Origin of the sequence: Paenibacillus antarcticus (assembly GCF_001637225.1) — a bacterium.
GTDB classification, from domain to species: Bacteria; Bacillota; Bacilli; order Paenibacillales; family Paenibacillaceae; genus Paenibacillus_AQ; species Paenibacillus_AQ antarcticus.
Genome location: NZ_LVJI01000019.1, coordinates 55,046 through 73,225, shown reverse-complemented (window position 1 = coordinate 73,225; position 18,180 = coordinate 55,046). Strand labels below are relative to the sequence as shown.

Below are 18,180 nucleotides of genomic sequence, written 5' to 3'. Positions count from 1 at the left end.
GCTAACCTCCTATCTTGGACAAATTGGATGATTCGACTTCTGTCATTGTTCCGATAGCTGCTGTTGGCACTTTCTCTCTCTCTAGAAAAGAAACGAAAGTCTCTATCGTACTCATATGCTCGTAGTCGAAAGTCTCAAAATCTATTTCCAGATCAAAGGTATCTTCAATCGCCAACACAAAATTGATCATTTGCAATGAATCCAAACCAACGTCTTGAATCATATTCGTCTGTGGGTTTAACGTTGACATCATCTCTGGAGATTCCTTAATTTCACATAGAATATTCATAATGGATTGAATCATATAAATTCCTCCTTTTATTTGCCCTACATGTTAAAGCGCTTTTACTTTGAGGTTGTACCCCAACACTTATCACCTCCCTTTCGTAATCGTGCTCATCAAATTACAGGTATTATGCTTTGCATTCAAGAGGTTGCAATGGATATCCTCCAGTACGTTAACTGCGTAATCTTGTTCTTTCCATGCCTCATAACTAATACCTAATCCAAGCGATTCCCAAAGTTGCGCATTCGACCGCTCGTGATCTCCAAAGGGTTCCAGAAATATTAAAGGCGTTGCAGCAGCCAGTGAATCTAGCAATGTTGCGCCCCCTGGCTTGCTTATAATACCTAGACTATGCCGCATGACATCGAATGCCTTTGGATAACTACTGCCACTTTCAAATTTGCATGCCTTACCTTGACTCACTTCTGCAAACGGTGGAAAATCAAATTCGTTGACAGCATTACGCTGCCAAGGACTCCATGATGGATCCAGCATAAAATATCGGTGGGACGCAAATTTATGAGAATCAGCTTTAATATCCCCGGTATAATAAGCGATGATATTAAGCGCAACACCGCTTAGCGTTAGTTCAGTAATTTTGTCCTTGTATGTACCGATTCCCCACCCTCCACCATGAATCAGATAGCGTCTCTCCCTTTCTTGAAATGGGATGGGCTCCTCCTCACTAACCGAAATCGTGTGAACAATCCGATTCTCACCCGTCGGATATAACCACACGTTGTTGAACTGGTCACATGCTTTCCCATATACCGAGAATGAAGGCGTATCGCTTGCATCTAGACGTATTAGACGGATGTCCAATTCGACGGAACTCATCATTTCACGGTAGCGTTCCAGAATCGGAATCCAGAACCCGGTAAGGGCAAGAAAGCTCCTTCTGTCACCTTGCCTCCATTCCTGTAGCAGCATGGATACCTTATGCTCATCTAGGCTGTCGCGGCTGTCTTTGGCCAATTTATAACCCATCTTGGCAACAGCGAAGCTGTCATGGAAGGCCTTGCGGTAGCGTGGGATTTTGTCCAGTGTCTCCTGATCATACAAATGTTCTAACATACAGATCTCAGCCTGCACACCCTGACCCTGAAGTTGCAATTGTAATAGCTTGGCCGGTATATATACACCCAGTGAATTTCCCGCACTGAGAAGTGATACGGTCTCCGTCAAAAGCAGATCCCTCCTTATAATTTAGGGTTAACTTAAGTTTAGGAATTACTCTAGGATAGGATGTTTCTAAAAAGCGTGGGGGTGTAAGTTTCATTAACTTACAAAGAGGAGGTCTACTTCATCGTGAAACGCTCAAACTTATACAGCATATCTTTTAATTTGGCAGCTTCATTTCCGTAAAATAGAATAAAAATACGGTAAAGATTACTATGTGGTTGATTACAGAACGCGAATGTGTAAATGGTGAATTGGTGTTCCTCATCTGGTTGGAGCTCAACTTCGAGTCTAGATTTAATCTCATCAAAGGATACCTTCTCGCTTGTCTCCATATGAATAAAGCGACTTTCTACATGTTTATAGAAAGGAAGTAACGTTTCAATGAACGATAGCAAGTAGGTAACCTGTGTAAATCTTCCGTTAATTTCAATGACCGGATGTAGCTTGTCTGTATCATCAAGGATGGAGTCTATGCCTGCAATACCTGCATAACCACTTTGTTTCAGTACAGCTCCCAACCGTATCATTTCTGCTCGATAGTCTTCCATTACATTGGCACCATAATGTGGTGTATAGTTCGTACCCATGTATACTCCGTAGTCATTTATTCTCTGTTCTGTAACCGCAAGCAAATGAACGGCATCCCGCTCAATCCATAGCTGTGCGTTTAAAGAATGCTTGATGGGGTGCCATGCTTCCAGTAACAATTCTTCAAAGCAAGTTGTTCGCTTCCGAATATATGAAGACAATTGCCTGAACTTATCCTCATTCTCGATTACTGTCAGTCCTTTGCCAGAAGATCCATATGCTTGCTTCAGCACTGCCTTCGCAAATCCTGCAGTCCGTATTTCACGGTACGCTTCAATCAGTTCTTCCGGATTGCTACAAAACCTGCCCCATGTCACGTTAAATCCATTTTCTTCAGCCAATCTTCTTGTGACATATTTGCTGTTCATGTGTTTCACTAACTCCGCATTCGAATCAATCAAATCCCATTTATATTGCTCAGCTAGTGCAACATAGTCTGAGGTCAATATAAAAGGCATAAAGGTCACCTTCTCAGGTGATAAACTGGATACATATGCTGCTATATGATTCGTATCTGAAGTGACACAGATGTACGGCAACCTTTCCCGATAACCCTTCACATACTCCAAAAATTGTGGATCAGGCTCGTGATGAAGCCAAACGATGTCTTGCGGTCCTGCAATCCAGAGCAATTGCTGCTCCTGTTGCTCAATTAACATCAACTTCTGCACATTCGTAAATGAAGGGAATAGAACCGTCTCGTTCCAGTGCTGATCTTCATTTATGTTCACATGCCATAGAACGCGTTCAGATCTTGCCTTGCGAAATGGTTCAAAGTGAATATTGCCTTCTCCCATAAACCTATCTCCTCACCTTATCTAGTTCATGCATATGTCATGACAGATTATAGATTTGAACTACTATACGCCTTCATTGCCTGCTTCCAAAGCACGCGAATCAGAACGAACAATACAATCGGCGCCACAATAGCCCAAACAATTTCAACCCTGGTTAGTTTATGTAGCACAACTAGAGGTGCAAAGTTTGTAATAATAAATACAGGGATGAAAAAAGTACCTATACGCTGAATCCATTTGTTGTAGATCATATATGGCATATTATTTGCGTCCCATACCGAATAGGAAATCTCGCTGGCTGCCGAGGTATTTACAAACCAGAACGATAACAGTGCAGGAATAATCATGATACAGTACGTTATGATCGTAGCTATGAACATGAAGGCAATAAATAAAGCCACATTGAGAAATGTAAATGGAATTTCAGAAGCACTCCAACCTATTGCGACCATGACCGATCCTGCAATGATATTCGGGATCGGCATGCCCACCTCGATGTACCTTACCGAGACCAGAAATTGTAGTGAGATAGGCTTCACAATCATTAAATCGAGCATTCCACTGCGGACATATTCGGTTAATCTTTGAAAATTGTTGTAGAACAATCCCATGTAAATCCCTGTAAGCAGAATATGGGTCCCCATAAACATCAGGATGGCATCTGGCGTCAAACCATCAATATGAAGGTTAGTTTTGAACACGATGACCACATACAGGAGCTTAGCCATTAGGAAAGCAGCTTCCACAAATATTCCTGTAATAAAATTAGCCCGGTATTCCATCTGTGAAATGACAGAGTTTTTAGCGAATAATGCAAGGATGTACAGATGTCTTCGCAGTTCAATGACAACGTTCAATGGTTAACCCCCTAACCCTAAGTACCTTTTCATCCCCCACTTCCAAACCAAATGGCAAATCAGCGCCAGCAGAGCGATCCATACTGCCTGTCCGATAATTCCCTGCCAGATTAACTCCCCTGATATTTTGCCATTCAATACATTGACAGGAAAGTAAATCATATAGTGAAAGGGCATGTATCGAAATAATTGCTGAAGCCGCTCTCCAAAAATCTCTAATGGGAATATTCCCCCGCTCATAATATTAATCAGTAAACTAGTAACCACGAAAAAGTAAGATATTTCCGATAGCCAAAATGCACAGGCACAGATGGCGTAAGAAATCATAAAGCTAAGAATAATGGACAGGATTAGGGAGAGACAAAATATGATCATTCGTTCTTCTTCCGTATGAAGGTTATAGAAAGTATTTAATGCGTAGGTTAAAGCAAGGATGATAAACAGGGATATTACGAAGTAAATTAGACGTTGTCCAATATAAGAGCTGATTCTAAAACCAAAATAATAGATTGGCTGGATAATATATTTGTTCAGCCCTCCACTCTTTATATCTTCAGCGATAGAGTATTCAATATTAGTAATGACGAGCTTCGAGATAACAGCCGCAAGTACGGTGTACATAATCATTTCGCGATAAGAATATCCGAATATGGAACTCTCTCCAGCATTGGCATATACCGCTGTCCACATGTAATATTGTACAATCATGGGAAAGACCGCACTTATCAAGGAAAGAAAGAAGTTAAATCGATACTCCAGCGAGCTTTGGAATCCAATGCGAAACGCAACAGCGTATTTATTCCTGATCATGCGCTACCTCTATAAAGTTCTACAATACCATCTTCAATTGTCAGATCCTCTATTGTGAAATCCATAACAGGGAACCTATCCAAGCACTGCTGTAAACATATCTGAGCTTCTTCTTTTCCCACCTCAATGACAGCGTAATAGCCATCGAACTCTTTCAATTCTCCGAAAGCTCTCAGCGGTTCAGATAAAATCGGTTCAGCAAAGTGAAGCTTAATTAGCTTTCTTTCATCATGATAGGCATTGATCTTTTTAAGCTCACCATCGTATATAATGCTGCCTGCATTAATCAATATGGCCCTCGGACAGAGATCCTCAATGTCCTTCATATAATGACTTGTCAATATGATCGTAGCTTGATATTGCTCATTATAATATTTCAGGAAATTACGGACGGCTCGTTGAGAGATAATATCTAGTCCAATCGTCGGTTCGTCCAGAAACATGAGCTTGGGCCTGTGAATCAAGGAGGCGATTAACTCCATCTTCATCCGCTCTCCGAAAGATAGTCTGCGTACCTGTACGCCCAGTAAGTCCTTCACATCCAACAGTTCGGACAACTCATCAAGCGTTCGACGATAATCCTCGTCAGATACCTGGTAAATACACTTATTCAGAAAAATGGACTCTCCAGCCGGTAAATCAGGCCAAAGTTGGCTTTTCTGACCCATAACAATCGAAAATATTTGTTTGAATTGTTTCTTTCTCTCCCATGGCGTGTATCCAAAAACACTTACATTTCCGGCCGTAGGGTGCAAGATGCCGGATAATATCTTGAGCGTAGTGGTCTTTCCCGCTCCATTCTGCCCAAGGAAACCAACCATTTCGCCTTCTGCAATAGTGAAGGACACATCATTAACCGCTTCTTTCACCAATTTTTTGCGAAAAAATAAGTTCTTGAGCGATTGCTTCATTCCAATATCTTTCTTGTAATACTCAAAGCTTTTTACCAGATGATTGACTTCAATAGCGTTCCCCATCAACATTCCTTCTCTCCGGTAGTAGACTTAACATTGTCGTCTTATCAAATCCATAACTTCCATTAATTGTAATTAAATGTAATCTGTTTGTCTATATAATTTTTTCTCTTTTTTCTCTACTTCATTACAGTAGAATACTAACCATATTCCATCTCTTTACAGGGTATTTAGAAGCACCACTCACACGAAAAAAACACAAAAAGGAGAACTTTTAGGGTTCTCTTTTTGTGTTTTTTGTGGAAGAGATAAGTGATCCTCTAGCATGTTAATTCACAGTTCAACAAGCCGAACTTCTATTTAACCTTTGATTGCTCCTGCCACCATACCCTTCATAATCTGATCTTGCAAGATCAGATATATGACAATCGTTGGTATGACAGCAATAGCCATTGCCCCCATCGTTAAGGCGTAATCCGTACCAAACCCATCTGAGAATAATGCTAGACTCAGCGGAAGTGTCTTTAATGCCTGCGTATTAATAAATACTAGGGCAAAAGAGAAATCATTCCAGAATCGTAGAAATGCTAGAATTGTAATGGTAGCGATAATTGGCGTACACAGTGGGAATATAACGCGTCCAAAAATCCCCCACCAACCATTTCCATCGATCATAGCTGCTTCTTCAATTTCTTTTGGAATAGAGGCCATGTAACCCATTGCTAAAAAAATAGCGATCGGAAGTTCAAACGCCGTATACGGTAAAATGAGTGCACCGTACGTATCCAACAATCCGACCTCTTTCATCATTAGAAATAACGGTACAAGTGTACTATGAATCGGAATAAGTAGTCCCGCCAAGAATAAGACTACAACAACCTTCTTGAATCGGAACTTGAATCGCGATAGTACGTAACCTGCTAAAAGACCAAGGACAAGCGTCAGGATGACTGAGGTTACCGTTACCAACGTTGAGTTGAGCATCCCTCTTCCCATGTCGCCAAGGTCCCATGCTCGAAAGAGATTCTCTGACATCCAAGCTTTTGGTAAGGCATAAGGATTGTTGAAGAAATCTTCATTTGTCTTAAATGCACTAATAAACAACCAATATAAAGGATATAACGTACCTACCGCATAACCGAGTAATATTAGCTTTCCAAGTAACGACAATCCTCTTCCCGTAAGTTTCTTGCCCGGGGAATCCATGGTGGTTCTAGTAGTCTTAGCTGTTCCTAATTCCACACCCGTTCCTCCTTCTCGTTATTCCGCTTTCTTACGGGTCAGGATATAATTAATCCCGATCAGTAAGGCGCTAATGATCATGATGATGGTGGAGACGGCAGAACCGTACCCATACCGGTAAACACGAAACGTGTTGTTGTACATGTAAGTGGCAAGCAGTTCTGTCGATTGCGCCGGACCCCCGTGGGTCATCACCATAACGTGATCGAACGACTTCAAGCTTCCCGAGATACAAAGTACTAGGGTTACAACCACGGTGCTCCAGATCATGGGAAGTGTTACGTAAAATAGCTTCTTGCCCTTTTGCGCTCCATCAATATTTGCAGCATCATCTATTTCTGGCGATATATTCTGTAGAGCTGCAATAAAGATAATCATATAGGGGCCGATATTACTCCAGTTAATCGGAATTGTGATAGCGAACATATTCACGCTAACATCTGAGAGCCAAGCCCGAGTCCAAGACTCAAGCCCAACTGCCTCCAAAATGGTATTAATCAGTCCGAACTGCGGATTGTAGATATATCCCCAGATGAGTCCTACAACAACAGTTGAAAGCACCATCGGCATAAATACCGCCGAGCGTACAAATCTACTAAAGAAAGAGTTCTTGATCAGCACTAACGCTAGAATAAGTGCGATAGGAACCTGACCAATAATCGCCGACACAACAAGAATCATGTTGTTTTTGAGTGCTCTCCAGAAGATATGATCCTGTAGAATTTCACGGTAATTACCTAATCCAATAAACTTCGTTGCTCCGATACCTTTCCATTCGAATAAGCCATAGTAAGCTGACCAAAAAACTGGAACTATGACAAACACTAAGAACAGAAGAAGTGCCGGAAGTAATGCTAGTGTGATAAATCCTTTACTACGTATAGCTGTAGGCATGATAACTCTCCCTCCCTATGTCGAATCAAGATGCCTTATCTATGGAGTAATTGATCTTGCTTGTGATTCTTGAAGCTTCTTAGCAACACTTTCCAATGTGCCGCCAGTCATAATTTCTTGAAGCCCGTTGTTGATTACTTCTCCTGCTTCAGCAGATAGATATGCATCATATACTGGTGTGATCCCAGTCTTTTTAACCAAGTTGAATGCTTTATAGTAAAGCGAACTTACTTTAGATTGATCAATATCTGTATCGTACATTACCATAGAGTTGCTCTCTGCTATCGCTTTCTGAGCATCTGGACCGCTAACTGCATAGATAAGTTTAAGTGCCGCTTCTTTCGTTGCACCTTCAGTACGTTTGCTTAATGCTAGACCTGCTCCTGCACCACCAGTAATGCTGTTCGCATCGCCTTTACCACCTGGAATAGATGGAAGTACAGTAACATCAATACTCTTCATCTGTTCTTCACTTGCAGAAGCTGCCAAGTTCGTAAGACTCCAAGCGCCACTGATCATCATAGCTGCTTTTCCTTGAATGAAATATTGCTCTGCTTGCGTATTATCGATACTGTTTGCACCTTCTTGGAATGCATTATTATCGACAAGTTGCTTAAAGTATCCCAGTGTGTCGATAAATTCAGGATCTGTGAATTTTGCACCTTTTTGAGCTGCTGCATTCTTGAACCATTCTGTTCCAGTTACACGTTCACCGATCGCACCGATGATTGTTGATTGAGCAACCCATGGCGCTTTGTTTCCAAGTGCAATCGGAGTCATCTTGTTATCGTTAAAGACCTTAACAGCTGTCATCAATTCATCCCATGTTGTAGGAACTTTAACTTTGTATTGCTCAAATATAGCTGTGTTGTAGTAAAGGAAAGAGGTTGCTGACATTCCCATTGGAGCTGTGTAAATCTGTCCCTCTTCAAATTGGTAAGGATCAAAAGCACCTGGAAGGAACTTATCTTTCCAATCTGGATTCTGATCTACAAGTTCTGTAATCGGTTGCAACAATCCCGCTTTATATAATTCAGCAGAATGACTTCCTGCATATACGAAGAATAAGTCTGGTAGTTCATTACCTGCGGCAACTGTACTTAAACGTTGGCGGTAACCATCCGGCGGAATAGCCTGCGCATCAAGTTCAACATTGGGATTGTCTTGTTCGAACTTCTCGATAAGTGATCTTACTGCTTTGGCACGTAAGTCATCCCCAGCAAAGTTATGCCAAACTGTTAGCTTAACTTTCTCGTCCTTTTTGGTAACTTCTCCCTCAGCTTTTTTATTATCTCCGCTATTTCCGCAAGCTGAAATAATAAACATCATGATCAACAACATTAGACTTATTTTCTGCATCTTTTTCATAGTCAATCCCCCTTAGTAGTTATACCAGATGAACCGATAAATACCTCAGTTCACCCTATTCGAAATGAATATCTTAAGTATAAAGAGGAGGGTAACCGATACATAGGGGATATAATTCAGTTAATAGAGGGACGATTCTCAGCTCTTCCCTCGATACTCCGAAGGGGTCTGTCCTGTGAATTTTTTAAATATCCGATTAAAATGTTTGATATCTTCATATCCGATTCGATTGGCTACTTCGCTGATTTTAGCGGGTGTCTCATTTAACATAACCATCGCACTACGTAGTTTGGCCTGCGTAACAAATTCAATATAGTTCTGCCCAGTCTCCCGTTTGAATACTTCACTGAAATAATTAGGGTTCATATGCACATGTTTAGCCACTTGACTCAATGAAGGGCTTTGCTCCAAATGTTCGTTAATATATTCAAGTGCCCGTTGTACCGGACTTATCCCAGATACCATACGACTATATTGCTTCATTATTTCCTGGAAATGGTACATGAGTGTCTGTTCTGGCCTTTTCGCAAGCTCTCTCTTGTTCACATCCAAACCAGGAGGTAGCACATTAGAATACCCAATTGAGGATGCAGCACGTTCTAACCACCGATGACCCGCCATAATCAAGGAATGTAGGTAAGCCTGAACTGAACTAGGCGTTGCCTGATCATCTTGTTTGCTCCGCGCTAATATACTCCCAATCCCTACCCGTAAGTCTTCCGTACTTCCTGCACGCAATAAAGTGTACAACATCGTCTCCTCTTCTATCGTGCAGACCATCCGAAGCCCTTTGCGATCTTTAATTTGTTCGTATCGTACACTCTGCTCATGACTGAGTAACCAGAGGTAGGAGCTTGCTTCCACTGCTGTGTCCATAGCTTCACGTAACTGATATGCATCTTCTACACTCCGACCACAAGCTGCAAATATTTGAGAATGTAATGCTTGCTCTGCTTTTCGAATAGCCCACTCTACAGGGTCCCAGCCATTATTATCCGATTCTATCTTCACTAATAGTAGCAAGGATTGATTCCATTGAAGCCATTCACATGGGAGCAGCCCCGCTAACATTTCACCAAGTGAAGCATGAAGTACATCGCAATCGCGATCCTCTTCTAGCTCTTCCTCTTGTGCTGTAATAATCCAAATTTGTAGGAGCTGACTACCCTTCTTTACATATAGTTCTGGATATCTCCTCCACAATTCCATCACCGTATGCTCATTCGGATTAGAAGAAGAAGCAAACAGTTGTCTTAGGAAACTTCGGTTCACTACGACTTCCTTCGCTTTAACTTGTTCATACTCATGTCTTCGATACTCGAGTCGTTCCTTTGCCCGCAGTGCAGCTTGGATAATTTCATCAGGCCGACTTGTTTTGAGCAGATAATCGCTAGCGCCTTCCCGTAAAGCTTGTTGGGCGTATGCAAAATCATCAAACCCTGAGATGATGATCATTTCCATGTGTGGGTATTCTTTCTTGACTTCATGAACCATCTGCAGACCACTTTTTCCACCCATCCGAATGTCTGTAAAGATAATCTCTGGGCGTTCATTAGGAATGCGTATGAGTGCCTCCTCAGCAGAAGCAGCCGGTACAAGTACTGTAAAACCACTTGCTTCCCAATTAATTACTGTACTTAATCCAGTGCGGATAATCACTTCATCGTCAACAATCAGAACCTTCATTCTCATCATCTCCCCTTCAATTAGTTGTTTCCGTACGCTGTGTAGGGAATGGTGAACATGATGCGCGTTCCTTCTCCCTCTATACTTTCCACACGAAGCCCTGATTCCTTACCATAATGAAGTAAGAGTCGGTTATTCACGTTGCGCAACCCATACCCCCCTTTTGTAGAAATCTGCTTCTCATGGACCGGGGGTTCCGACAGCTGAGTTCGAAGCCAATTCAGACGCTCTAGCGCAATCCCTATACCATCATCTACTACGGTAAAATGAATGCCTTGTTCATCACGTTCCGCGTAGATCGTAATAGTTCCTAATCCGTCGCGCTTCAATATGCCATGCAACATCGCATTTTCGACTAACGGCTGTAACAGAAGTTTCAACATGTAATGCTGTTCCTGTATACTCGGATCCACGTTCACTTGAAATGTAAATTTATCTGGATAACGAATGGATTGAATATTCACATAATTGTTAACATGAACGATCTCTTGTTCAATAGAACAATATTCTTGACCATTATTTAGACTAAATCTTAAAAAGTCGCTCAATGAGCCTACCATTTCAGCAATTTTACCGTCGCCATTCATAAGCGCTAACCAATGAATAGAGGACAACGTATTGTACAAGAAATGGGGATTCATCTGAATTTGCAACGCCTGCATATCAGCTTCTTTTTTAAGTGATTCATTCCATTTGACTTCATCTGTCAATTTGACAATACGGGAGCTTAGTTTGTTATAGCTGACAATGAGCTGACCTACTTCATCTATAGACTTTACAGGAATGGCAGGCAAAGGTTCTTCTGGACTTGAATTCTTAAGAAAGTTAGTTAATGCTGACAAGGGCTTGGTTATTTTTTGGATGAGAACAAGAACGAAAATAATGACGAAAAGAATGGCAACCGAGACAGCTACCGCCGTCAGCGTAAGGAAATATCGATTTTGAGAACGGTATTCTTCAGAGGGGATAATACCAACTAACTTCCAACTCACGCTCTCCATCGTTTTATAGAGGATCGTTTTCTTAGTGGCTCCCTCTCCGTAATCCATAAATCCGCTTATACCTTCAAATGGTTCGATATTCGGATAGTAATTTGAGAGCAGGTAACCCGTCTCCAATTCAGGAGGACCGGCGAGAATTCGATTCCGCTCATCAAGAAGTAGAACAAACCCGCTTTTCTCCAAAACGGATTCTCTAATTTGTCGTGCAATAACGCCTTGATCAAGATTGATCTGTTCTTTGCCGATAGGAATGAATTTGTCTGTACTGCGAATGGGTCTAGCGAGTGTAATCACCTTCCGCACCCCATCAAAGGTCCACTGTCGGTGGACAGAAGACCACCATTTCGGATGATCATCATAATACTTAGGGTACAATTTAGTAATATCTATGAAGTCGGACCCCACTAATGATTTATGTGAAATCGGCGGCTTCGCGGTTAGTGGTTCTATAATAATGTTCGCGATGTATTCTTTGGAAAAAGCTAGATTCGTTAAGAAATTGATGATTGATGTTTGCTGGACGAAATCTCCCTCAGGCGACTTCAAATAATTCTGTACACCCGTATTTCCAATTAGAAATAAGGACATATTCTCTACATCTTGAACCATCGTAGCCAAATAAGCCTCAAGCTGACGTAGCGTATTCATCCCTGATATTTTTGCCTTTTCCTCCGTAAGCGCTGCCGTTGTTCTGTATGAAAAGAACCCCAGAAACAGCAAAGGAACAAGTGTAGCTACAATGATTAACAGTGATAATCTGTGCTTAAGAGATTTCCCTAGCCAATTCTTCATGTTCGCACCTCGATCTTAGCTACACACTAGCAAAATAAGTACCTTTTGTAGTAACCGCTTCCAATGTAAGGTATGGACATACAACGGACACACCTTTCACTTGTCGTTAATGGTAACATATTCCTCGAACATGGTATACAAGCTATGTGGTTTCAATTCGAAATTATTTGGCTTGATACTCCACCACGAAAAAACCGCCAGAACCCTACTCCCGTGTAAGGTTCTGGCGGTTGGTAAAAAGTCTGCAACTACCCTCTTGAGAGACTATATCGTATGCATTCTTCTGACAATATCGACATGCCTTATGCTCCTTCCTTCTCAAGATGTAACAGTTGTGAATCATCCAATGCTAAACTCACCGCGGTTTGATCTCCTATTCGATGCGATCGACCGTCATTCAATACATCAATAGTCAGCCTTACACCTGCAGTATCTATCGCGTAACGGATGATATTACCTAGTATGGATACGGAATGCACGTTTCCGTCCACGATGCGTTTACCCGCATATAACGCTTCTTTACGGCCTTCCTCATCCAGAAGGATGAACGATTCAGGACGAATAGCGAATCTCTCCGCAGTACTGTCTACCCGTTGGAATAGCCTCAATGCCTCGGGTCTGGTCAGCACATTGTAACTCCCCATAAATCGAGCGACAAACTCAGTTCGAGGCGTCGTGTATAACTCTTCCGGGGTTCCCTGCTGGACAATACTTCCCTTATTCATGAGACATACCCGGTCAGATATGATTAATGCCTCCTCCTGATCATGGGTTACGAATATCGTCGTCATGTTAAACTTTCTCTGAATATCACGGATTTCTGTTCGCAGGTTCTTCCGAATCTTAGCATCTAATGCACTAAGTGGTTCATCAAGTAGGAGAACCTTAGGCTGAACAGCAAGCGAACGGGCAAGTGCCACGCGTTGTTGTTGACCACCCGAGAGATGTCGGGGATACGCATCACGTTTGTCCTCAAGATCGATAAGCGCAAGCAATTCTTCGGAACGATTGCGTCTTTCGCCTTTGGATGCCCCTCTCATTTTCATACCATATTGGATATTCTCACTCACGGTTAAATTAGGGAACAAGGCATACGATTGAAATACCATTCCGATTTCTCGATTACGAGGAGCAAGATTCACGATATCCTTCTGTTCCAGTATAATCTTGCCGCCGTCTATGTCTGTAAGGCCTGCTATGCAGCGTAGTAGCGTACTTTTCCCACAACCAGAAGGCCCTAGCAACGTAACAAGTTCTCCCTCATGGATTTGTAAATCCACATGATTCAGCACGTTGGTATTCCCAAATTGCTTACGAATTCCCTGCAGCTCCAAATAAGCACTCATCCTTCGATCCCCCTGTTCATTCTTTTACCAAGTTTCATTAGAATCATGGACAGCACTAGAATAAATATGAAATAGGATATTGCTATAGCGCTTGCCAAATGCCCGCTTTCCCCCACTCTCTGGTAAAGATAGACCTGTATTGTCTGGATATGCCCACCGACTAACATATTGGTTAGCACGAATTCACCGAACAACACCGAGAAGGATAACAGCGTTGAGGTCATAACCCCTGGCCAAATATTCGGCAATATGACACTCACGAAAGCTTTCATTCGACTAGCACCTAACAGTTCCGCAGATCCCAGTAACTCAACAGCCGAGACGGTAAGCAGACTATTGCGAATTCCCTGATACATGTAGGGTAGAATGACTATGAAATAGGCTCCTATTAAAATATAAGCCGTTCCTGCGATTTCAATAGGTCCCGAAGAATACGCCCGAATAAGTCCAACCGCCGCTACTACACCCGGTACGGCGTATGGTAGCACAACAATCCCTTTCATGAACGACTCCCACTTGGGTAAATAGACCGTAATGATAAATACTGCAGGTAACATGATCACTAGACTCAGAGCTACGCTTATCGAACATAAATACAACGAAGTCCATAACGCATCCAGAAATCGAATATCTTGAAACATTTGGCTGAACCATCCCACTGTCCATCGCTCTGGAAGCACCGTCGTCTGCCATTCTTTAGCGAACGCATAGAGGAAGGTAGCCAATAAGGGAATCAGCAAGTAAATCATAAGCACAAACATGAGTAATTTATGTGTTAATCCCGTCTTCTTTACGCTGGTCTCCATTACAATTCCTCCTTCACAGTCGTAGCCCAAGGTCTTCGGAATGTTCGACGTGTACGAACTTGTCTGGAAGAAGGATTGGAATTAAACGCCTGCGAACGTTGTGTCATCTTATGATTAAGATACACGGCTAGTAGCGTAGACAGCGCAAGAATAACTGCAAGCACATTACCAAGTTGCGGCTCATTCACCACGTCTCCCGACACTAGGGAGCCGATCTGAACAGCAAGCAAATTATAGTTCCCACCAACTAGTGCATAGGCTGTCGCATAAGCGCCCATCGCATTTGCGAATAGAATGCCAAGCGTCCCGAACACCGCTGGCGTCAGAACAGGTATCCCTATCGTTGTCCAGAATTGCCACTTGCTTGCACCTAGAAGTGACGCTGCTTCTTTCCATTGGTCACGAATGCCATAGAAAGAGGGATACAATAATAACAAAGCGAGTGGAACCTGAAAGTAAACATAGACCAAAATCAGTCCTGTCCAACTGTACAGATTAAAGTCGCCGAATACGTTCCAACCCCACTGTTTAAACAACAACGTGAACACACCATTGTTGCCTAACAAAATGATATACGAGAAGGCAAGTGGAACACCCGAGAAATTCGAAGTCATATTAGAAAGCACGAGAAGTCGATTACGTATCCTTGGTGAGAATCGCGTGATCGAATAAGCACAAATGAGTCCGACGATAATACCGATAAAGCTCGAAGCTATGGAAATGAGTAGACTGTTCTTAATTGCTTTTAAATAGTAAGCACTTTGAAAGACTCTTGCGTAGTAACTCAACGTAAAGCCCGGACCACCTTCCGCTCTTACACTGCCGGTTATCATGGATAAGATCGGAGCGAATTGAAATGCGACAACCATTAGTACAAAGGGGACTAGCCCTAGAAAAATCCATCGGTTTCTCCACTTCATATCTATCATCCTCCTCCCTGTAAATAAAAGGAGCGTCTTCGGCAAGAAGACGAAGACGCTCCACGATTTAGATATAGTTCGCGATTTCAAGCTTACGTAACAATTAGTTCATGTGTACTAGAACGCGTTCTTGCCACATCTGGGGAATGGCCTTAGCCGTTGCTTCCCACACCTTGTAATCACCAACCGGTTTAACTTTCTCATAGACTTCATTTGGTAGGAGCTTTGCCGCTACGTCCTCAGGTAATTTCACGCTGTCACGTATCGGTCTGGCATACCCTTTAGCTAAGTTAATCTGACCTGCATCGCTCAAAATATATTCACGAGTAAGTTTTGCTGCATATGGATGTGGAGCATACTTATTGATGATTGTCGCATAACCACTCACAACGCTACCTTCTTTAGGAATAGCTACTTCAAATTTATCTTTACCAAGCTGATCGCTATAGTTCAAGGCATTGAAATCCCATAACATGGTTACTTCAACTTCACCTTTTTCAATATTCGCGAGACTGGCCTCTGCATTGGATAAACGACCTTTTTTCGCAAGATCTTCGAAGAATGCAATCCCCGGCTCAATGTTCGATTCATCTCCGCCAAAAGCCATCGCTGCGGCCAGAACGGCCATTTGAGCTTGTGCAGCTTTCGTTACGTCACCGACAATGATTTTGTAATCGCCATTCTTAAGATCTTCCCAGCTTTGGGGTGGTGTTTGTACAAGCTTCTTATTCGTTAGGAACGAGATCGAACCTTGGTAACCTACGACCCAATGCCCGTCTTGATCTTTAGCCCAATCTGGAATCTCATCCCAATGGGACGTTTTGTAAGGCTGTGTTACACCTTTATCGATTGCTACGGATCCGAATGCGATACCGACATCCCCGATATCCGCTGTCGGCTTGTCTTTCTCAGCATCGAACTTGGCTATTTCCTCAGCACTCGACATATCCGTGTCCGTGTGAGCTATCGTATATTTAGTCTGCAGATCCGCCCAAGTATCTTTCCAATTTGCCCAAGAATCAGGCATCCCGACGCTTACCACAGAGCCCTCTTCCTTCGCCTTCTTCTCAAGATCTGCTACAGAAATGACTTCAACTTCAGTACTCGCTTTCACTTCTTTGTTGGTATTACCCCCACATGCAGCAAGCATTAGAACGGACATAGATAGAACAAGACCAACAGCTAACTCCCTCTTTAACCAATGTTTCATGATTTCTCCTTCACTCCCGTGTGGTTTAGTGTGGGCTATCTATCTATTCTTGTTGTGTTTACCCTTCTAGAGTATAGATTGTGATTATTTCCGCTAGATTACCTAAACTGCTTATATTTGTTAAAATAACATGTAAATCAGAAGAAGTTATACGAAGAAAGATAAATAAACTGTAGGAAGTTCGCCTCAGTATGAGTAGCGGACTTCCTACAGTTATTTAGTAGACAATCATTCATATGACCATTTGAAATCGAGGCGTAACTAAAGACTTTTATCCGAAGATGGCGCGATTATTAATGAAGAATAATTCTCTAATGTACGGTTAGCTCGTTGCTGAAAGAACGGAATACTTATCAAACAGACTAGAGTCACTCCAATAATCAGTACAAACCCTGTTCCTCCCATACCTTTCAATGGTAAGGTCAGACTGAGCAAGATGCATCTCGTGGCTACCATCAAGCATTCTCTCCATACAAGGAAGGAGGCTTGACTGACGGGACTGGCATGTTGAATATACCGGAATTGCTGAGCGTTCCAGACTGTCATGAAGAAAAACATACCGACTGCAGTGATAAGATTCGAGATAATAAGAGCTTCTGGACTCTCAAATAATACGATTAGAAAACCAACTGCTAACAGTGTCATTCCAATCCACAACCACCGCATCTCATCGATTTTTATTTTGCGATATACCCATAACCCGAGCAAAGAACAAATCGTATACACCATGTTCAACAACGCGATCAACAGTTTATCTTCTGTGACCGAGAACGTAAAGAGCAACGTAAATAAATTCTGGAATTGCATGAATACACCGGCCGCAAGAAAAGATAGTATGATCCACTTAGATCCTGGACGACCAAATGCCATACGGATACTAAAACGACTACGAGTCGAATTGTCTTGGGCGTCTATAGTAGATAATGTAATCCTCGGCATAAAGAAGGAGAAGATAAGCATCATCGCGACAAAGACAAGCATCAAAATGAAAGAACCCGAATACCCATACCCATCGATAACCTTTGCTGCTACAAATGGAACTCCAACAGATATCACCTGAGAGATGACCATGAGTGTGGCGAAATAAGGGGCATATTCACTTCCCTTTCCTCTTAATGCGATGCTGAGATTCTGTGAAGCTTGCGAGAATCCAAACATTGCACCTACAGGTATCCCTAATAGTACTATCCACAGATATCGATTATCGAACTCAACCATCACTAAGTACATGAAAGCAGCGGTTCCGCATAACGCAGAAACCGCCAAAGTCAATCGTATTGTAAATTGATTCAACAGCTTAGCTGCAATAGTGAAAGTAATCCCCCAACTGATGAACATAGACATATTATAGAGAGATACTTCGGCAATAGAATGATCATATTCCCATATAAATAAATTGACAAATATCCCGATATAACTCGCGATAATTGTGCTGATCGTCGTCATGATCAGCAGCTTGCGCATATCTTTAGACATATGCC

At 42.2% G+C, this 18,180-nt stretch carries 16 protein-coding genes; all 16 read right to left on the bottom strand.

What is annotated here, in order from left to right; all coding sequences use genetic code 11:
• Position 1: 1 nt before the first annotated feature.
• The 16 genes from PBAT_RS15015 to PBAT_RS14940 all read right to left on the bottom strand — a co-directional run bounded on the left by PBAT_RS15015 (position 2) and on the right by PBAT_RS14940 (position 18,175).
• Positions 2 to 304 carry an acyl carrier protein gene (locus PBAT_RS15015; protein WP_068650783.1) on the bottom strand — a complete coding sequence of 101 codons (303 nt, stop codon included), beginning with the start codon at positions 302 to 304 and terminating at the stop codon, positions 2 to 4.
• A gap of 69 nt (positions 305 to 373) precedes the next feature.
• The gene (locus PBAT_RS15010; RefSeq protein WP_084403114.1) at positions 374 to 1,471 is read right to left on the bottom strand and encodes a hypothetical protein; all 1,098 of its coding nucleotides are present in this window, start codon (positions 1,469 to 1,471) and stop codon (positions 374 to 376) included.
• 113 nt (positions 1,472 to 1,584) lie between these two features.
• Positions 1,585 to 2,853, bottom strand: a complete 1,269-nt coding sequence (locus tag PBAT_RS15005) for an ATP-grasp domain-containing protein (protein WP_068650781.1) — start codon at positions 2,851 to 2,853, stop codon at positions 1,585 to 1,587.
• 47 nt (positions 2,854 to 2,900) lie between these two features.
• Positions 2,901 to 3,710, bottom strand: coding sequence for an ABC transporter permease (locus PBAT_RS15000; RefSeq protein WP_068650780.1), 810 nt, complete (start codon positions 3,708 to 3,710; stop codon positions 2,901 to 2,903).
• Positions 3,711 to 3,713: 3 nt separating this feature from the next.
• A complete protein-coding gene (locus PBAT_RS14995; protein ID WP_068650779.1) occupies positions 3,714 to 4,520 on the bottom strand; it encodes an ABC transporter permease in 807 nt (268 codons plus the stop codon).
• The gene (locus tag PBAT_RS14990; protein ID WP_068650778.1) at positions 4,517 to 5,497 is read right to left on the bottom strand and encodes an ABC transporter ATP-binding protein; all 981 of its coding nucleotides are present in this window, start codon (positions 5,495 to 5,497) and stop codon (positions 4,517 to 4,519) included. The genes PBAT_RS14995 and PBAT_RS14990 overlap by 4 nt, the downstream gene beginning before the upstream one ends.
• A gap of 297 nt (positions 5,498 to 5,794) precedes the next feature.
• Positions 5,795 to 6,640, bottom strand: a complete 846-nt coding sequence (locus PBAT_RS14985) for a carbohydrate ABC transporter permease (RefSeq protein WP_068650813.1) — start codon at positions 6,638 to 6,640, stop codon at positions 5,795 to 5,797.
• Positions 6,641 to 6,694: 54 nt separating this feature from the next.
• A complete protein-coding gene (locus PBAT_RS14980) occupies positions 6,695 to 7,570 on the bottom strand; it encodes a carbohydrate ABC transporter permease (RefSeq protein WP_068650777.1) in 876 nt (291 codons plus the stop codon).
• A gap of 39 nt (positions 7,571 to 7,609) precedes the next feature.
• Positions 7,610 to 8,938 (bottom strand): extracellular solute-binding protein, encoded by a 1,329-nt coding sequence (locus PBAT_RS14975; protein ID WP_068650776.1) that lies wholly within the window; start codon positions 8,936 to 8,938, stop codon positions 7,610 to 7,612.
• A 138-nt stretch (positions 8,939 to 9,076) separates the two neighbouring features.
• Complete coding sequence (locus tag PBAT_RS14970; RefSeq protein ID WP_068650775.1) at positions 9,077 to 10,624, bottom strand: response regulator transcription factor; 1,548 nt, start codon at positions 10,622 to 10,624, stop codon at positions 9,077 to 9,079.
• A 20-nt stretch (positions 10,625 to 10,644) separates the two neighbouring features.
• Positions 10,645 to 12,417, bottom strand: a complete 1,773-nt coding sequence (locus PBAT_RS14965; RefSeq protein ID WP_068650774.1) for a cache domain-containing sensor histidine kinase — start codon at positions 12,415 to 12,417, stop codon at positions 10,645 to 10,647.
• A gap of 302 nt (positions 12,418 to 12,719) precedes the next feature.
• A complete protein-coding gene (locus PBAT_RS14960) occupies positions 12,720 to 13,763 on the bottom strand; it encodes an ABC transporter ATP-binding protein (RefSeq protein WP_068650773.1) in 1,044 nt (347 codons plus the stop codon).
• Positions 13,760 to 14,569: an ABC transporter permease gene (locus PBAT_RS14955; RefSeq protein WP_068650772.1), complete on the bottom strand. Its 810-nt coding sequence runs from the start codon at positions 14,567 to 14,569 to the stop codon at positions 13,760 to 13,762. Before PBAT_RS14955 ends, PBAT_RS14960 begins: the two co-directional genes overlap by 4 nt.
• Positions 14,569 to 15,489, bottom strand: a complete 921-nt coding sequence (locus PBAT_RS14950) for an ABC transporter permease (protein ID WP_068650771.1) — start codon at positions 15,487 to 15,489, stop codon at positions 14,569 to 14,571. Before PBAT_RS14950 ends, PBAT_RS14955 begins: the two co-directional genes overlap by 1 nt.
• Before the next feature lie 103 nt (positions 15,490 to 15,592).
• The gene (locus PBAT_RS14945) at positions 15,593 to 16,699 is read right to left on the bottom strand and encodes an ABC transporter substrate-binding protein (protein WP_068650770.1); all 1,107 of its coding nucleotides are present in this window, start codon (positions 16,697 to 16,699) and stop codon (positions 15,593 to 15,595) included.
• Between the two features lie 261 nt (positions 16,700 to 16,960).
• Complete coding sequence (locus PBAT_RS14940) at positions 16,961 to 18,175, bottom strand: MFS transporter (protein WP_068650769.1); 1,215 nt, start codon at positions 18,173 to 18,175, stop codon at positions 16,961 to 16,963.
• Between the last annotated feature and the right edge of the window lie 5 nt (positions 18,176 to 18,180).